Here is a 17,211-nt window from a genome sequence, read left to right on the forward strand (position 1 = left end):
AACTCATGACGATCGAGGACATCGGCTATGGCGGGCAGTTCCGCGGCTGGTACGACCGCATCTTCCCGAGCGGCGCCGCCACGCGGGCCACCGTCGACGCCGTGGCCCGATTCCACCCGGACCCGGCCTGGGGCACGCTGGAGTTCGGGGTCGGGACCGGCCGGATCGCGCTGCCGCTGTCTCACCGTGTCGGCCCGGTCGTCGGCGTGGACTCCTCGCAGGAGATGTTGGCAGCTCTCGAGAAGAAGGCCGGCGAGGGCGAGGTGACCGCCGAACTCGGCGACATCCGGACCTACCGCGGCGACCGCGAGTACGGCCTCGTCTACTGCGTCTGCTCCACGCTCTCGCTGATCCTCGACCCCCAGGGGCAGCGGGACGCCATCGCCCGCGCGGCCGAACACCTGCGGCCCGGTGGCAGGTTGCTGGTCGAGACGCACAACCGCCCCGGCATCGTGAACCTGCACCAGGGTCTGGCCCGCACCACCATCTTCGTGCCGTACCCGGAGCGGGACACCGGCCTTCAGTTGCACGCCACACTCCTGGCACACGACCGGATCTGGCAGGTGTCCACCATGTTGTTCGAGACCGACGGCACGCATCGCATCGGCACCGAGACCGCGCGCCTGCTCACGCCCGCCGAGGTCGACGCCTACGCCCGGGACTGCGGGCTGCGGCCCGAGGGCCACTACGGCAACTGGCAGCGGACCGCCTACGCGCCCGAGGCCGGCTTGTTCGTCGCTTCCTACCTCAAGCCGGCATGAACCTGCCGGAGATGGTCCGCCGCCACCGGGTCCTGCTGATCTCCGGTCTGGTCATGGGCCTGGCCGGTGCGGCGGCCAAGCTCGCTCAGCCCTGGATGTTGGGTCGGCTGATCGAGGCCGTGGCCCTGGACGAGTCGATCGCCTGGCCCATCGCGTTCATCGCGCTGTTCTTCCTCGTGGACGCGGGGCTGAGCGCCGGACACGCCTACGCGATCGGCCGGGCCGGCGAGAACTTCGTCTTCGACGCCCGGCGCATCCTCGGCGCCCGCCTGCTCCGCAGCCGGATCCCGCACTTCGCGCGCCTGGAGCACGGAGACGTCTTCGCGCGGACCGTGTCCGACACCTCCATCGCCTGCCTGACGATCGCTCAGGCGATGGCGCAGATGGTTACCTCCGTCTTCATGGTGGCCGGCGGAATCGTGCTGATGGCCCGGCTCGACTGGAGAATGCTGCTTGCCACGGTCGGCTGCCTCGGCCTGGCCGGCGGCGGCGCTCTGCTGCTGGCCCGCCAGGTGCGCATCGCCGCCCTGCGGAATCGGGAGAACATCGGCGCGTTCGGTTCGGGTCTGCAGCGGGTGCTCGGCGCGCTCACCACGGTCAAGGCGTCGCGCGCGGAGGAGCGCGAGACCGAGGAACTGACTCTTTTGGCGGCGCGGGCGCGGCGCAGCGGAATCCGGGTCAGCGGGTTCGGATCGCTACTGACTCCGGCGATCAATGTCGGCACTCAGCTCTCGCTCGCCGTCGTCGTCTGCTGGGGCATGGCCCGCGTCGCCACGGGGTCGCTGTCGGCCGCCGATCTCACGTCGTTCGTGATGTACCTGTTCTACCTGGTGACGCCGCTGGTGCTGCTGTTCATCTCGATCGGCCAGATCCAGCAGGGCCGGGCCGCGGTCCAGCGTGTGACGGAGCTGGGAGCGATTCCGCAGGAGGAGGAAGCGAACGCGGAACCCGGGGAGTCGCAGGAGCGCGAGCCCGTCACGGAGTGGACGTCCGCGATCCGCTTCGAGAGTGTCGGCTTCGCCTATCACGAGCATGCCCCGGTGTTGCGGGGCGTCTCCTTCACCCTGCCGCGCCGCGGCCTGACCGCGATCGTCGGTGCCTCCGGCGCCGGGAAGACGACGATGTTCCAGCTCATCGAACGTTTCTACCGGCCGGATTCCGGCACGATCCGGGTCGCCGGCCGCGACACCGCCGGTCTCAGGCTCGCCGAACTGCGGTCGTTGGTCGGCTATGTCGAGCAGGACACGCCGCTGCTGCGCGGTACGATCCGGGAGAATCTGACGTATGCGAACCCCGAGGCCGACCCGATCGCCATCGCCCGTGCGCTGCGGCTCGCCAGCCTGGAGGGCTTCGTCGCCGATCTGCCCGACGGGCTCGACACCGAGCTCGGCGAGCGCGGCGCCGGCCTGTCCGGCGGCCAGCGGCAGCGGCTCGCCATCGCCCGCACACTGTTGCAGCGGCCGGCGGTGATCCTGTTGGACGAGGTCACCGCGCACCTGGACAGCGACACCGAGGCCGCGCTGCGCGACGCGATGGCGGAAGCCGCTCGCGAGTGCGCCGTGCTGGCCATCGCCCACCGGCTGTCCACCATCGTGCAAGCCGACCGCATCATCGTCATGGAGGAGGGACGCGTGCGAGCGATCGGCACCCACCGGGAACTCATCGAGTCGGACCAGGTGTACCGGCGGCTCGCCGGCCTGCAGTTCGCCGGCGAGGAAGCGCCGGCATGACGCGCGTCGACGTCGCCGTCGTCGGCAGCGGCCCGAACGGCCTGGCCGCCGCGGTCACCATGGCGCGTGCCGGGCTGACCGTACACGTCCACGAACAGGCCACCACCGTCGGCGGCGGCCTCCGCGCCCAGGCGCTCTTCGACTCCGAGGTCCGGCACGACATCTGCGCGGCGGTGCACCCCATGGCAGCCGCGTCGGCCTTCTTCCGGGAGTTCGACCTCCCGGCCCGCGGCGTGGCGCTGCTGCAGCCGCCGATCGCCTACGCGCACCCCCTGGACGGCGGCGCCGCCGCGTTCGCCCACCACGACCTCACCACGACCTGCGACGGGCTGGGCCCGGACGGCCGCCGCTGGCGCCGGCTGATGGCGCCGCTGACCCGACACAGTACGGGCGTGACCGACTTCCTCTTGTCCGACCAGCGGTCCCTGCCGCCCGACTTCGCCGCACCGCTGCTGCTGGGCCCGCGCGTGCTCGGACACCTCCTGCGGACCAACGGGCTGCGTACCGAGGCCGGTCGGGCGCTGCTCACCGGGGTCGCGGCGCATGCGATGGGCCGACTGCCCAGCCTGCCCGCCGGCGCCATCGCACTGCTGCTCGGGCACCTGGCACACGCGACCGGCTGGCCGCTGCCGCAAGGGGGCAGCGTTCGCATCGCCGACGCCTTGACCGACGACCTGCGCGCGCACGGCGGTACGGTGCACACCGACCGCCGGATCACCGACCTCGCGGAACTCGACGCCCGGGTGATCATGTTGGACACCACACCGCGCGGCCTGATTGCGTTGGCCGGCGACCGGCTGCCGCCGCGCTACCGCCGCGCGTTGGAGCGCTACCACTACGGTCCGGGTGCGGCGAAGGCCGATTTCCTGGTCGGTGGGCCCATCCCGTGGACCGACCCGGAAGTGGGACGGGCCGGGACCGTGCACCTGGGAGGTACCCGCCTGGCGACACTCGCGACGGAGAACGCGGCGGTCCGGGGCGAGGCCGGCGAAGAACCGTTCGTACTCCTGGTCGACCCCGCCGTGACCGACCCCGACCGCGCCGTCGGCGGCCGCCGCCCGGTGTGGGCCTACGCCCACGTACCCAACGGCGACACCCGGGATCCGGTGCCGCTGATCACCCGACGCATCGAACGGTACGCACCCGGCTTCACCGACACGATCATCGCCTCGCGCGGGGTGTCGGCGGCCGAATACGAGAGCTACAACCCGAACTATCCCGGCGGCGACATCGGCGCGGGAGCCGTCACGCTCACCCAGTCCGTGTTCCGACCGGTAGCCGCCTGGAATCCGTACCGTACGCCCCTGCCCGGCGTGTACCTGTGCTCGGCGTCGACGCCCCCGGGCCCTGGCGTGCACGGCATGTGCGGCTACTTCGCCGCCCGGGCCGCCCTGCACAGGGAGTTCAACGCGACCACCGCCCCGCACCTGGGGCCCCGTGACCGAGTGGCGTAGCGAGGTGTCGGGTCGGCATTTCACGCCTTGACGTGATCTCGTCGAACTGCGGCCCGGGAAGGCGGGATGGACCAGGGTGCCGTCGAGTCCCGGCCCTCGCTTGGGGTGGCGGTAATCCGGGCGGCGGCGGGCATCCTGGGCGCGACTGCCCTGGGCGGTGGTCGCCAGGGATGGAACAGGCCGTGCGCGTCCCGACGGGCCATGACGGTGGCCACCGTGCCGCGAGGGCTGCGGCTCAGGGGCGTGCGGCACGGGGGCTTCGGGAGGGCGTTGACGATGGTGGCTTGGGTCGTTTCGCGGAACGGGTCCAGACGTCGCGGGCATTCGTCGAGGAGTTCCGCCCGGGCTCGTCGAGTTCCGCCCGGGCTCGGGGGATACGGAGGTGAGGACGCCGACGAGGGAGGCGACCTGCGCGCCATCCTCGGCGATCAGGGCGCGTGGCGCTGGAGCAGCACCAGTCGGTGGTTCGTGTGCGAGGGGGCGAGGAGGGTTCAGCGGAAGGAGCGTCCGCCGTCGGGGTGTCGACGGTCCCGGCGCCGATGAACCCCCGGAAGCCGTATCCGAGTCCCATGCGCCGGCCTTCTTTCCTGCGGGGCGGGCTCGCGTACGGCGGCGGTGGTCGGCCCTCGACCCGGACTCGTCGTCGTGGGCACGGCGGTGTTGGATGGCGGCATGGTGGAACGTGAGAAGGAGAAGAAGTGGCGCGTCGGGGGCGTTCCGAAGGGGATCGTCCTGTTGGCGACGCCGGATGGGTGGCGCACCAGCGTGCTCACCGGGGAGGGCGGAATGATCTGCGGGCGCCTGCGCGTGCCGGGCGACACCGATCCACGGGACGCGCGGGCCGCGGCGGCGGTGATGGTGGCGGAACTCGCGCGCGACTTCCATGGCGTCGAGGTCGAGGTGACCTGGGATCCGCCCCGGGAGCCCTCGTCGTGGACTGCCCGAATCACCGTGGCCGCGGGCGGCGAGACCCCTTCGCCGGCCACCGGTGGATGAACGACGAGCCGACGGGGAGGCGGTCCGGCGACGAATGCCGGCGTGGAGCGGCGCATCTTGCGTTCCCTGACGAGTCGTTCGCGTTCGGTGATCTGCGCCCGATATCCCGCCTGGCGACGGACGGCGCGTGCCGGCGACCGGTCGCGGGCGAGGTCGTCACTGGACCTCATCGTGCGGGGCGCGTGCCCTGAACTCGGGCCACAGATGCCCGTCTTGGGCTTCGCCGCCCACCCCGAGGGCGCGCGGCGAAGCGCCCCGATGGGGCCCTGTGCCTGCGGATCAGGAACGATGTCCGGCCTCGGGGGGCAACGGAACCGTGGTTAGCGGTAGCACCGTTCCGTGGATCTCTCACAAACGGGGACGGTTGAGTCCATGTTGCACCACCCGCGTGACAGTGCTGCACTGGAATTGTAGTGGCTCCGCCATCCGGGCGAACTTTCCGACCCGATGTATGCAGGAGAACCTCATGACTGAGATTCCGATCTTCACGCCCGCCGGCGACGAGCACCAGAAGGCTCTAACGCCTGAAGGTGGTATAGACGGAACCGGCGTGGTCGTCGTAAGAAATTTCATCGGGGCGCCGGGCCAGCGGTGGATTACAGAAGTCTTGAATGACGGGACCTTCCACATAGTGCATGCCCCCTCCGGCAGGGTCTTGGATGTCGCCGGGGCCTCACAGAACAAGGGGGCGGAGGTACTCTGCTGGCCCCGGCACGGCGGGCCCAATCAACGCTTCCGTATCATCGACAACAATATAATTGCCGTGCATTCCGGGCAGTATCTGCAAGTAAGGGGAACCGCCCCCCACTACAACGCTGATGGCGAGATTGTGCACTGGCCGGAGCCCGCCCTGGACGAGACGCCTCTGGAGCAATGGGACAACAGTAATCCCGGAAGGAGGACATTTCGAGTCTTCTCGGGTCCGATACTGTCAGCGGATACCTGGAAGGTCATGGATGTAACCCAGGCCTCGATGGACGACGGAGAGCGCGTCATCATCTGGGGCAGGACCGGTGGAGCAAATCAAAGTTTCCAAATCGAACGAGTCCCGCCCACCGGGTTGTATCGCATCATAGCCAGCCATTCAGGCAAGGTGCTCGACGTCGAAGGCGCCTCCATGGAAAAGGGGGCTCATGTGATCCAGTGGAGTTGGCACGGCGGCATGAACCAACTCTTCGCCATAGGCCCGTCACCTCATGAAAGCGGCGGATACTTGATAAGGGCCGCCCACTCCAATAGGTGTCTCCGACTCGCGAGCGCGTCGAACACCGCCGGGAACCAGATCGTGCAGGGTGCTGATTTCGATCAGGCATACCAGACGTGGCTCTTCTGACGGTGTGCTTCTTTTGACGGTGTGCTTCTTTCTGACGGTGTGCTTCTTCGACATGGCGCCGCTCGTCTCCGGGCATCGCGGCGAGCTTTGGTGCGGATGCCGACGACGACGGACTGATAGGAGTCGATTCGGTCAGTACTGTTGCGGTCTGACGAACTCGGCGGCCCGCATGGCCTGAGCGGTCGCCCAGTCCGTCTTGAGCGCGCGGATGCGGTCGCGGATGTGGTCTTCGACGGCTGGGAGGAACAAGGGGCCGGGGCGGTTGAAGCCACAGCCGGAACATGGGAACCGGATCGGGCAACTCCCGCCGCCGGCCTTCACGTTCGACGGCTCGCAGCAGTTGCATGACGGCATGAGTTGCATGACGGCATGGCTACCGAGTGCGCTGTGGCTCTCGCGCCCGCGTCGATCCCCCACTCGATGATCAGCCCGGCGCGGGAAGATGCTCGACCCGGCCGCGGCGATGGCCCGCGATCCTGCGGGGAGCCTTGGCCCGGCCGTGTTCCTGCCCGACGTGACACTCGGGTCGGCGGCGTCGGTGCTTGGACCGGCTGGGCTCGGTGTCCGAGCGCGATCGAGGGTAGAAGGTCGGCGACGTAGTGCAGGCCGCGGCGGCGGCGAGGCGCAGTTCGCCGCGATCGACAGTGGCCCGGGCTTCCGTTCGTGGTCGAAGCAGCCGAACCGCCCGCCCGCCCGCGCGGGCGAGCGCCGCCGTACCGGGCAGCCTGTGCACCGGGCTGAGGCCGCAGTGGGAGGAGCGGCTCGTCGGGCTGTGACCGGCTTTCGGGCAGGGCGAACTCAGGATGACCGATTTCGAGGCACGCCTGATGGAGATCGTCACGGCCCTGGAGGAGTGGCCGACCGTCCCCTGAGCACCCCCGAGGTCCCGCGGCCGGGAAGGTCACCGGCAGAGTCGAACTCACGGGGGCGGGCGCACCATCACGCCGTACGGGGATGGCTGGCGACGACCGCCGTGCCGACAACGCCACGCGTGGGAGGAGGCGTAGCCACGGGAAAATGCGGCGACAGCGCGGGCGTGGGGGTGCAGCATGCGGTGATGGAACAACGCCGTGTGCTGCGTGTCGATCTCGGTTACTTCGATCTCCTCGAACACGATTGGTTGTTCGTGGTGCTGGAGGCTCCCACCGGGACGGTCTACCACCTCCAGACGTGCGGGACCTCGTGCGTGCAGAGCGAAGTCGAGGGCCATCTGGTGCCCTTGCAGGCCCCCGACTCGTATGCGGCCCTGAACGACTTGTTCGTGCGGGAGTTCGCGGGGACCGGGGGCCCCAGGACCTGGACCCCGGTCCACCTCTCCGCGCTCCGCGCGGCCGTGGCCCCGATCAGGCTTCCCCTCGGCACCGCCCCGACCTTCTTCGACCTCGGCTACCCCGGTACTCCCGTCCACGTCGACGAATCCCGCCTGTCCGAGGCGACGGAGGCGTGGATCCCCGTGACCACCGAGTTCGGAAACGGCATCCTTGTGTGGCCCAACTCCGACTGACCGACTGTCGGCGTGCACGTCCAGGCTCCGTTCGTCCCGATCGCGGTTGCGCGACCGGTGAACCGACGGACGACGAGCGACGACGCCGCGCGCGTGATCGCAGATGAGGGAGCGTTGTGGTGTCCGAAGGCGGGACCGTGGCCGAGGATCGTCGGCCCGGCCGGCCGCAGGCGTGCGTGGGCACCGAGTGCGACGTGCGCAAACGCCATGGGCGCGATGTCGCAGGAGGGTAAGGACGGGTTCCACAACGACGTGCTCCGGTGGCACCGATTCCCGCACTTCATCGGGGACGGTCTCACGCGGTTGTGCCTGGGTGACGACCCCGTCCCCGACGAGCTCCGCGCCCTCCTCGGCGACCTCCGCACCGAGCAACACGACGACCTGTTCCGGCAGGTGCCATGGCTCCGATCGGTCGACCCGCACCACGGACCGCTCGGTCGCATCCACGACACGCTGACGCCGAACTTTCTTTGGACGACCTGGACTTCGCGGTCGGGGGAGTCGCGGTGGGTGTGAACTTCTTCTGGCGGCGGTTGCCCGGGCAGATGGTTGCCGGCGGGTCCGCGCGGGAGTTGGAGGAGATGGTGCCGTACCGGCACGACCGGGAGTTCGCTCCGCTTCGGGACGCGGGCATGGTGCTGGGGGTCGAGCGCATCGGCGACCTGATGCACGCGGTGCTCACGTTCGACGAGCGGGAGGAAGGGGTCTGCGAACTCCCCGTCTACGGAGGCGAGGTACGCGAGGAGGGAGAGGAACACCCGGAATACGGGTTCCTCGGCTCCGTGGTGTGGGTGCTCGAGCCTTCGCAGGTTCGCGAGGCCGCCCGGTTCCTGCGCGGCGTCGACGTCGCGCAGCGCGTTCGGGAGGTGGAACCGGTGTTCACCGACGACGAGGACTCGTGGCTGGACCTCCTGATGCCGTGGGACGACGATGTGAGGCAGGCATTGCACGAGGGGCTCGTTGGCCTGGTGACGTTCTTCGTCGCCGCTGCGGCTGCGGGTGATGCCGTGGTCAAACGCCAGTCGGCATGAACCCGTCCGTCGCCGGTCCGGAGCGCGGAGCGACCGCGCACGCATCGTGCCGGACCTGTCGGTGCCCGATGTCGTGATCACCGCTTCGGACACGAAAGGAGTCACGCCCTGGGTACGTGGGACATCGGGCCTTTCGAGAACGACATGGCCGCGGACTTCGCGTTCGGCGTTGTCAGCGCTCCTCGACCCCGCAGCATCCGTCGGGGCCGGGCAAGGCCGTCGCCGCCCCCTGCGCACCCGCGCGATGGCTACGGCCGCCGTCTCGCGCTGAGCCCCGCCTCGATGCGAAGCGCCGCAAGCCACGCGCCGGTGATGCGCCGCATCACCGTCTCGCGCTCCAGCCGCGTGGTTCATCCGAGGCCGATCGGGATCGTCAGAGAGTCCCTGAATGTCTGGTCTCGCCGCCATTCCCGGCTGTAGGAGGAGGTGGCGGATGGATCGACCACCGAGGACAGAGACGTCTCCACTCTCGGCAGGCCCGTGTCCTACCCGTGTGCGAAAGTCCCCACCGTGGAGACCAACGAGTTTTGGCAGGTAATAGACACCGTTCGGTCCGTCGGCACCGACAACCAGCCTTTCGCCGAGAGGCTGGTCGACGCCCTGGCTGCGCGGACCCCCAGCGACGTGTTCGCCTACGAGCGGCGCTTCACCGAGCTGCACGACGCCGCATATCGCTGGGACCTGTGGGCCGCCGCCTACCTCATCGCCGGCGGCTGCTCGGACGACAGCTTCATCGACTTCCGCGCCGGCCTCATCGCACAAGGACAGGACTGGTACGAGAAGGCCTTGGCCAACCCTGACAACCTTGCCGAACACCCGGTGCTCGCATCCCCGGAGGGCACGGACGCCGAGGAAGTGCTGTTCTACGAAGAGGTCACCTACGCGGCTCCCCACGCCTTCGCCCGCATCGTCGGCGCCGGCGAGGACTTCCACGCCGCGTACGACGCGTGGAAGCAGGCAGTAGCGCCGACTGCCGATTCCGGGCCCGGCCCGCGGGACATGGGCGAGGACTTCGACTTCGACGACGACGGCGAGATGCACCGCCGCCTGCCGCGACTGGCCGCGCTCTACCTCGACGGAGCCGACAACTGAGCCGTTCCGGCCGTACCCGGTCACGGAAACACGGAGGAGGCCGGGATGACGCGGATGAACCAGGAGCGCGCGGGAATCGCACGTCTCCCTACCATCGCGAAGGTCAGCACGGCGCCAACGCAAAGACTGTCATCGCACCGGCGGCATTGACGTCGATCACCAGCGCCCGGTCGGAGGTAACGCCATAGGGGAGAAATCCGTCCCGGCCCAACGTCCTGACCCGGCCCGGGTCGGATGCGCGATCGCGATTCCCTCCGACTCGCCGCGCCGCCCGTAGAGCGTGCCATTCGCGAAGTTCGTGGGGTATACAGGCCCGGGACCAAGCGGCCGGTTCCGCTTTTCAGATCCAGGACCAGCGGGCCGAGCGCTGCGATCGGGCCTCCGTCCCATCGCCAGTCCGCGTCGGCGATCTCGCGCGCGGGGGCATCGACGGCCAGGACGACCGCGCCGGCGGTCGCGTCGTGCATCGCCAAGGTCGTGTCTCCGTCTCGCGCACCCGACCACAGAATCGTCACCCGGTCGTGTCCACCCGCGCGTACCTGCCGCACCGCAGCGCCGGGGCGCGGAGGTACAAACGTGACCTCCACGGCGGGCGTGCCCGCTCGGGAGCGCCACCACGTGCCGGGTCCCGCCGGTGCAGCGGGATCAGGTCGATCAGCGGGGTCGAGGACAGGATGACCGCGGCGGCGTGCACACCGGTGCCGCGGGTCAGGCCCTCGATGCCGCGCGCGGTGTCGATCACCATCTTCACTTCGGGGTCGGACTCGTACAGCGCGCGGATCTCGCCGGCCTCGGTGCAGCGCGCGTGATCCTTGTCGAATATTCCCGGACAAGGGCATCGACTTGCCCATCACCTCCGGCGGGTACGCCTGCGTGATCCGGTCGCCGGTCACGAAGGGAATGCCCACGTGGCGGCCGGATCGCGGACCGGGATCGCCTCGAGCGGGGACCGACGCGTGAGCCCCACTGCTTGCTGCGGGCTCCGGGCAAAGGCGTCGGGCGCCACCTTCGCGCGCCTCGGAGTCCATGACGTCTACTCGGGGATGTCCTCGACGAGGGCATTGCACGGTAAGCGAACAACAAGGGCCGAATGCGACGCGATCAGGATCACCGTGGCTGGTGTACGGGTACTCATCGATCGCAATTGAACACCGCTCCGTCGCTTCTTCGGTCCTGGGTAGGGTGCCTCGATGATCGTGGGAAGCGAAGAGAGTCGCCTGGTGGTGATCCGGGGCAACTCGGCGTCGGGTAAGTCTTCTGTGGCCGCGGAGATTCGCAACCGGTTCGGCCGAGGTCTGGCTTTGGTGGGGCAGGACAATCTCCGCAGAGTCGTGCTTCGCGAGCGTGATCGGCCCGGAGCCGCCAACGTCGGGTTGATCTCCACGGTGGCACGGTATGCGCTCGATGCCGGCTATCACGTGGTTGTCGAGGGAATCCTGTACGCCGACCGCTACGGGGAAATGCTGGAGGCCCTCGTGCGCGAGCATCGCGGCACCTCCTGCTTCTACTACCTCGACGTGCCCCTCGCGGAGACCATGGTTCGGCATGCGACCAAACCCGACGCCGAGTACCTCACACACGTAACCGAGCAGGAGCTCACCGGCTGGTATCGCGCACGCGACGTGCTGCCCGATGGAGTCGAGACCGTCATCGGCGCCGACAGCTCGTTGAAGGAGACGGTCGACTACATCATGCGCGACACGGGCCTCGACAGGTTGCCTCCACAGGATCTCTGATCCTGCAGGACCGTCGTCGCGCCGGCCTCCGCTGTCTGTGGCACCCACGCTGCCGCGCAGGGAAAGCCTCAGCGTGCACGGAGCTCCCGGTGCTGGAAACACCCACCAGCATGTGGGCCAGGCGTGAGCGGCCGTACCCGGTGTCGGCGGCGTATTCGCACAACGCGGCGATTGCCTCGTCGAACCCGCACCGCGATCCCAACAGTCCGGCCAGGGAAGCCGTCGGCGGTGCTTCTGCGGTCGGCAGCGCCTGTGCACCTGCGCGGTGTGGGCCCGGGTTCAGGGGCACCGATGTCGACGACCGGTCGTCATGGTCGACGGAGATGCGGGATCAGGGCTCCAGGGGTCTCGGGCGACGCGCTCCGCCGGGACGGTGGGGTCGTTCGCGGTCTCACTGCTCCGCCGTCCCGATCGCGTCCGCGTCCTTCGTGCGGGACTCGCCGTCCATCGGGAACACACCGGATTCGATGTTCCTCGAGCGCCAAGGGGACCACGCGAGCTCGATCAGGTGAGGCGGGGCGGGCGACTCGTGCAGGAACCGCCCTCCGTGCATGCGTTCGCCGATGGCGACGCACTCGTCGTCCGCGTCGCGTGTGGTGGCGCCGAGTCATTCCAACAGTCTCACCAGCGTCGGGCGGCGCGGCGGCGCGGCGGCGTCGGGGTCGAAGTCGCCCGCTGTGAGGTGGGGTTGGTCGAGGATGGCCGCGACGTAGCGGGCAACGGGCACGGTGGCCTCGTAGATGGTGTTCTGGTGGGTCACCTCCCCAAGCGCGTCGGTCGCGGCGTCCGCCCTGACGGCCGGGGCGAGGTCGAGCAGGCGTGCCAATGCCTCCGGCGGGAACTCTCCCGTCCCACGCCCGGTGGTCAAGGAAGCCCAGTGCGTGCCGTCCAGGATCCGGCGGTGGTGTGGTGGCCCGTCGAGGGCGGGTTCTCCCGTCGGCTGCCGTTCTCGCTCACACTCGGAGGCTACGGCGTCGCCGGCATCGAGTTGCCCCGGGGCGTAGCGGCGGGCGTGTTCGATGGCCGGTGGGCGTGCCCATCAGGCGTTGTAGGGGATGCCGTTGACGGCCGGCCGTAGCTCGTGCAGGAGCACATCACGGTGAGCTTCCTGCGCGATTTTCGGTGGCCCCTGCGGAACCGCGCGGTCAGCCGATCGGATTGGGGTCGATACCCCGGCGATGGACGATCGGTCGGCGGCGGCTGTGGTCGACGAGGGTGACGTGCGGCGCGATCTCATCAAGCAGCAGAGCGAGTTGCGGCAGGTCGGGACACCGCCCCTGAACCATCACGCACATCTGTGCGGCGTCCCCGGCCACCAGACGTGCCACCCCGCGCAGCCAATTCGCCCACTGAGTCGGGTCCGCAACGGCGACGAGTCGCCATGGGACCGAACCGCCGCGCCCGGCCCGGAGGGCCGCTGCGACACCGTCGGCCGCGGTGGTGCGCCGGGCCCGGGCCGGGGCCGCCGGCCGAGGGGGTGCGCTCGTGTGGCCGGCGGGCCGATCGTGGCCGTCGGGTCGGTGGCGACCGAGAGCGTGCCACGTGGCCGCGGTGGGTGCGGGTGCCTGGGGATCGATTCCACTCGTATCCCGCCCGCGGGCCGCCGCCGTCCGCGTCGGAGGCCGCCGGCATGATCCCGCCATGACCATCGAACGCGTGCTCGCCGATGTCGACGCACACTCCTGGGGTGCCACGAGTCACGCCTACGGGCCGGCGAGTGATACCCCAGGGCTGCTCCGCCGAGTCGCCGACGATGACGAGGAGTTGGCGGACGCGGCGGTGGGCGAGTTGTACAGCTCGCTGCTGCACCAGGGCACCGTGTACGCGGCCTCGGCCGAGGCCGTTCCGTTTCTTGTCCGACTGGCCGCCGCCGGATGCCGGCCGGCGGGGTTGACGCGTCTCGTCGGTGGCATCGCCGCGAGCGGGGACGAACACGAGGTGGCGCCGGGGGCGTGCCGGTCCGCCGTTGCCGCGCAGGTTCCGCTCCTGCTGCCCCTGGTCGCCGACGCCGATGCGGATGTGCGGCAGTACGCGACGTGGGCGCTGGGCCACACGGGACGGGTCGATCCGCTCCTCACGGTGTTGCGCGAGCGGTGGGAGCACGAACGCGAAGCGGTGGTGCGGGCCGAGTTGCTGACGGCGATCGTGCGGTTGGATCCGGCGGGCGCGGAGAGGATCACGGCCGAGGGCCTGGCCGAGTCCCAGCCACCCCAGGTGCGCGTCGCCGCGGTGCTGGCCGTCGTCGACGCGGACCTCGCGTGGACGCGGGCGGTGCACGAGGCGACGCTCGCCGTGCTCCCGGCCGACGAGTACTTGGCCGAACGGCCGCACCTGGAGCAGGACGAGCCGCTGACCCACGTCGTGGCCGCCCTCCTGGAGCGCGATCGTGTCGGCGATCGCGAGGCCGCGTGCGCGCTCTTGGACGCGGGGCTGCACGATGTCCGCGCGGACGTGCGCGAAGCGGCCTTGTACGCGGCGCACACCGCGTGCGCGACCTCCCGCGGAGCGACGGTCGCCCTGTTGCCGGCGCTGGTGGCGCTGCTCGACGATCCGGAGTCGGCGACGAGCGCGCTGCAGATCCTGAGCGAGATCGCCACACACGTGACCCTGCCCGCGGCCGCCCCGGACGCACTCGCCGCGCTCGTCGAGCGGGCCGAGCACGCCGACGACGCCTTGGCCGGGGAGACGCACCGCGCCTTGGCGGTGCTCGCCGCCGCCACACCCCGGCGGGCTGCCGCGATGCTCACGCACGATCTCGAACACCGGCATCCCACGCTCGGATTGCTCGCCGACGCCCGGGTACCCGGCGGGGCGCCGTTCCCGTTCGACCCGGCGCTCCTGGACGCGATCCGCACGCGCCTGGGCCGCACCGACTTGGGCGAGAGCGAGGCCGGCCATCTCCTGTGGCTCCTCACCCACTGGGGCACCGACGCCGCCTCGGCTACGTCGCAACTGTGCGCCGTCCTGGAGCGGTTCCCGGCCGGCGCCGCGCGAGCGTTGGGCGCCGTGTGCCCGTCCGACCGGTGCGACGAGGTCGGCGAGCGACTGCGCGCGGCGTACGCCTTTGGCCCCGAGCCCGGTCGCGCCGAGGCGGCACGCGCGCTGTACGCACTGACCGGCTCGACCGCTCCACTGATGGCGACGCTCGGGGCCGAACTCGCCGCCCGCGACTACCGGGTGACCGCCGCCGTGACGGAAGCCGCCGCCCTCGGCCCGGCCGCCGCCGAACTCGTGCCGCTGCTGCGCGCCGCGTCCCCCTCGTCCGAACGCCGGCGCACGATCCCAGGCCTGCACCTCGAGATCACGATCGCCGATGCCCTGTGGCGGATCACCGGCGACGCCGACGCGGCGGTGCGCACGCTGGACGCGGTCCTGGCCGACGTCGAGGGCGAGATGTGGTTCGACTCGGTGCGCGCGCACGCCGCACGCACGGCGGCCGATCTGGGCCGGGCGGCACTGCCGCTGCTGCCACGTCTGACCACGCTCCTCGACGAGCCGCCCTCGGCGCCCTCGGCCGTACTGGCACTGCTCGCCCTCGATCCCGCGGCGAACCGTGCGGCGCTCGCGGACACCGCGTTGACCGCACTCGAAGCGGCCACCGATACCGACACCGCCTTCCGGGCCCTGGCGGCGGTCGGCACGCAGGTCCTGACCGCCGACCAGGTCGGCAGGCTCACCGCGCTGGCCGAACGCGACCTGCGCGTGGTGCGGTGGGGCGTGAGCACCCGGATCGTCGCCGCCGACGAGCACCTGCGCACGCAAGCCCGGAAGGCGGCCCGCCGCGGCTGACCGAGGCCGCCCGCGCCGCCCTGGACCTGGGGTTACACGTCAGCCTGCAGCCCCGCCTTATGGAAGCCGAGTCGGACGCGATGCCGGCACACCTCGCAGCCGCCGCCACGGCCGCCGAGGAACTGCGGCAGCGGTACGGCCGGGACGCCCTCGACGTGGGCTGCGAGCTGACGGTCTTCGGCTCCGGAACCATCCCCGGGGACACTTACGCGGACCGGTCCGCCAAGCCGGCCGACCCGCGGTGGTGGCCGCGCTTCCCCAGCGCGGCATCGACACCGGCGCCGGCGACCGACCTGGCAGCTATACCTGGATCCGAGGGCCCTGCACCGCCGGTCCCGGGCCGGCCGGTCTTGCCGGGTCGCCTCCCGGAGCGTTTCGGCCGCCCGCGACGGAGGCGGCGGTGAGCGCGCCGGCGACCAGGGCGCTCTTCAGGAGGTTTTGTGCTGCCACTCCGGCCAGGCTTGGGCGAGCGTGGCCATCCCCGCGGAGAACAGTTCCCTGCCCATGCCGAATCGCAGGTGCTGACCGGCATGCCCGAACATCACGTCAGGGGCCAACAGCACACCGTGATGATCGACCAGCCATGCGGAGAACGCCCGCGCCTCCGTCGCCGTCAGCCACGGGTAGGCGCAGGTCCCACCGACTGGGGGCACCCAGTCCCACCCGGGTGTGGACTCCACGAACGAGGCCAGCGCCTCCGCGTTGGCACGGACCAGACTGTTGGCGCGGCCCACAAGCGCGGGAGCCGCCTGCAGACCCGCGATGGCGAGGACCTCGCTCGGCGCGCTCGTGGCCAGAGTCGTCCAGTAGCGGTAGTCCAGCAGGCGCGCCGTTACCGCTGCGTTCCGAGTGACCGTCCAGCCGATTCGGACCCCGGCCATGCCCAATACCTTCGAAACCCCCGTGACAGAGATCGCGTTGGCGGTGATCGCCGCCGCGGACGGAAGTCGGCGTTGCGGCTCCGATTCGATGCCTCGGTAGATCTCGTCGCTCAGCAGGAGGGTCTCCGTGTCGTCCACCAGACCCAGAAGCTCCTCGAAGACAGACGCTTCCGGCAAGGCTCCAGTGGGGTTGTGGGGAAAGTTCGCCACGATCAGCCGAGTATTCGGCCGCAGGGCGCGCCTGACCTCGTCCACGTCCAATCGCCAACCATCCTCGCGCCGGAGGCGGATCTCGGACACCTCCGCCCCGATCGCACGTGGCACATCGAGCAGCAGTTGGTACGTGGGGCCGATGACCACCACGTGGTCCTTGGGGTCGAGGATGGCGTTGAGGAGTACGAACACTGCCTCGGTGGCGCCGGCGAAGACCTGCACCGCCGACCCCGACCGGAGACCGGAGGACTGGGCGGCCAGCTCCCGGAGCAGCGGGTGCCCCGGGGATTCGGTGTAGCCCAGCGTCAGGGACTCATACCACCGACGCGTCTCCGCGGGGGCGACCGCCCAGAGCGCGTCCAGCGACAGTCCTTCGGTGTCCGATCCGGTCAGGTTCACCCGGCACGTGAACTCATGCTTGGCGAACATGTGCTCGATCAAGAATGGAGGCAATTGCATGGCGCGATCCCGTCTACCGGGTAGGGCGTGTCCCGGAGCCGGGACCTGGTCCGTGTGCGCTGACGTGTACCGCCCACTCGGGCAGCGGGAGGTGATCGATCACCCGACGTCGGGGGTGGTTGGGTGCTGTGGCTGGGGTGTCATGAATGCGGTGAGACGGGTTCGTGGTTGTTCGGGCGGGTGTGGTGGGGCATCCGGCCTGGGGATCTCGCGGTTGCGTCGGCACGCGGCA

General features: G+C 70.2%; 16 protein-coding genes and 1 pseudogene. 12 read left to right on the plus strand and 5 right to left on the minus strand.

Annotation, left to right across the window (positions count from 1 at the left end; all coding sequences use genetic code 11):
- Window positions 1-5: 5 nt before the first annotated feature.
- The 5 genes from ACWCPW_RS34340 to ACWCPW_RS34360 all read left to right on the plus strand — a co-directional run bounded on the left by ACWCPW_RS34340 (window position 6) and on the right by ACWCPW_RS34360 (window position 6,274).
- The gene (locus ACWCPW_RS34340; RefSeq protein ID WP_449765482.1) at window positions 6-761 is read left to right on the plus strand and encodes a class I SAM-dependent methyltransferase; all 756 of its coding nucleotides are present in this window, start codon (window positions 6-8) and stop codon (window positions 759-761) included.
- Window positions 758-2,491 carry an ABC transporter ATP-binding protein gene (locus ACWCPW_RS34345; RefSeq protein WP_449765483.1) on the plus strand — a complete coding sequence of 578 codons (1,734 nt, stop codon included), beginning with the start codon at window positions 758-760 and terminating at the stop codon, window positions 2,489-2,491. Before ACWCPW_RS34340 ends, ACWCPW_RS34345 begins: the two co-directional genes overlap by 4 nt.
- Window positions 2,488-3,945 (plus strand): phytoene desaturase family protein, encoded by a 1,458-nt coding sequence (locus ACWCPW_RS34350; protein ID WP_449765484.1) that lies wholly within the window; start codon window positions 2,488-2,490, stop codon window positions 3,943-3,945. The genes ACWCPW_RS34345 and ACWCPW_RS34350 overlap by 4 nt, the downstream gene beginning before the upstream one ends.
- Before the next feature lie 645 nt (window positions 3,946-4,590).
- On the plus strand, window positions 4,591-4,941 hold the full coding sequence (locus tag ACWCPW_RS34355; RefSeq protein WP_449765485.1) for a hypothetical protein: 351 nt from the start codon (window positions 4,591-4,593) through the stop codon (window positions 4,939-4,941).
- A gap of 466 nt (window positions 4,942-5,407) precedes the next feature.
- Complete coding sequence (locus ACWCPW_RS34360; RefSeq protein WP_449765486.1) at window positions 5,408-6,274, plus strand: RICIN domain-containing protein; 867 nt, start codon at window positions 5,408-5,410, stop codon at window positions 6,272-6,274.
- A gap of 132 nt (window positions 6,275-6,406) precedes the next feature.
- Here ACWCPW_RS34360 and ACWCPW_RS34365 read toward each other — a convergent pair whose 3' ends face one another.
- On the minus strand, window positions 6,407-6,637 hold the full coding sequence (locus tag ACWCPW_RS34365) for a hypothetical protein (RefSeq protein ID WP_449765487.1): 231 nt from the start codon (window positions 6,635-6,637) through the stop codon (window positions 6,407-6,409).
- 694 nt (window positions 6,638-7,331) lie between these two features.
- Between ACWCPW_RS34365 and ACWCPW_RS34370 the strand changes: the two genes are divergently transcribed.
- From ACWCPW_RS34370 to ACWCPW_RS34390, 5 genes are all read left to right on the plus strand, one after another.
- The gene (locus ACWCPW_RS34370) at window positions 7,332-7,778 is read left to right on the plus strand and encodes a DUF6210 family protein (protein WP_449765488.1); all 447 of its coding nucleotides are present in this window, start codon (window positions 7,332-7,334) and stop codon (window positions 7,776-7,778) included.
- A 216-nt stretch (window positions 7,779-7,994) separates the two neighbouring features.
- Window positions 7,995-8,294: a hypothetical protein gene (locus ACWCPW_RS34375; protein ID WP_449765489.1), complete on the plus strand. Its 300-nt coding sequence runs from the start codon at window positions 7,995-7,997 to the stop codon at window positions 8,292-8,294.
- Window positions 8,285-8,809: a hypothetical protein gene (locus tag ACWCPW_RS34380; protein WP_449765490.1), complete on the plus strand. Its 525-nt coding sequence runs from the start codon at window positions 8,285-8,287 to the stop codon at window positions 8,807-8,809. The genes ACWCPW_RS34375 and ACWCPW_RS34380 overlap by 10 nt, the downstream gene beginning before the upstream one ends.
- 108 nt (window positions 8,810-8,917) lie before the next feature.
- Window positions 8,918-9,229 (plus strand): DUF4259 domain-containing protein, encoded by a 312-nt coding sequence (locus ACWCPW_RS34385; protein ID WP_449765583.1) that lies wholly within the window; start codon window positions 8,918-8,920, stop codon window positions 9,227-9,229.
- A 90-nt stretch (window positions 9,230-9,319) separates the two neighbouring features.
- Complete coding sequence (locus ACWCPW_RS34390) at window positions 9,320-9,901, plus strand: DUF4240 domain-containing protein (RefSeq protein ID WP_449765491.1); 582 nt, start codon at window positions 9,320-9,322, stop codon at window positions 9,899-9,901.
- Window positions 9,902-10,529: 628 nt separating this feature from the next.
- On the opposite strand, the pseudogene ACWCPW_RS34395 reads toward ACWCPW_RS34390, so the two are convergent.
- Window positions 10,530-10,821, minus strand: a pseudogene (locus ACWCPW_RS34395) (hypothetical protein); the annotation flags it as partial.
- A 270-nt stretch (window positions 10,822-11,091) separates the two neighbouring features.
- Between ACWCPW_RS34395 and ACWCPW_RS34400 the strand changes: the two are divergent.
- A complete protein-coding gene (locus ACWCPW_RS34400; protein WP_449765492.1) occupies window positions 11,092-11,637 on the plus strand; it encodes an AAA family ATPase in 546 nt (181 codons plus the stop codon).
- Between the two features lie 607 nt (window positions 11,638-12,244).
- On the opposite strand, the gene ACWCPW_RS34405 is transcribed toward ACWCPW_RS34400, so the two are convergent.
- Together ACWCPW_RS34405 and ACWCPW_RS34410 are read right to left on the minus strand one after the other, a co-directional pair.
- Window positions 12,245-12,505, minus strand: a complete 261-nt coding sequence (locus ACWCPW_RS34405) for a hypothetical protein (protein WP_449765493.1) — start codon at window positions 12,503-12,505, stop codon at window positions 12,245-12,247.
- A 277-nt stretch (window positions 12,506-12,782) separates the two neighbouring features.
- Entirely contained in the window at window positions 12,783-12,965 is a 183-nt protein-coding gene (locus ACWCPW_RS34410) for a hypothetical protein (protein ID WP_449765494.1), read from the minus strand.
- A 313-nt stretch (window positions 12,966-13,278) separates the two neighbouring features.
- On the opposite strand from ACWCPW_RS34410, the gene ACWCPW_RS34415 reads away from it, so the two are divergent.
- A complete protein-coding gene (locus ACWCPW_RS34415) occupies window positions 13,279-15,426 on the plus strand; it encodes a hypothetical protein (protein ID WP_449765495.1) in 2,148 nt (715 codons plus the stop codon).
- 428 nt (window positions 15,427-15,854) lie between these two features.
- Here ACWCPW_RS34415 and ACWCPW_RS34420 read toward each other — a convergent pair whose 3' ends face one another.
- On the minus strand, window positions 15,855-16,961 hold the full coding sequence (locus ACWCPW_RS34420; protein ID WP_449765496.1) for a pyridoxal phosphate-dependent aminotransferase: 1,107 nt from the start codon (window positions 16,959-16,961) through the stop codon (window positions 15,855-15,857).
- Window positions 16,962-17,211: the final 250 nt, after the last annotated feature.

Source organism: Embleya sp. NPDC001921 (genome assembly GCF_053594475.1).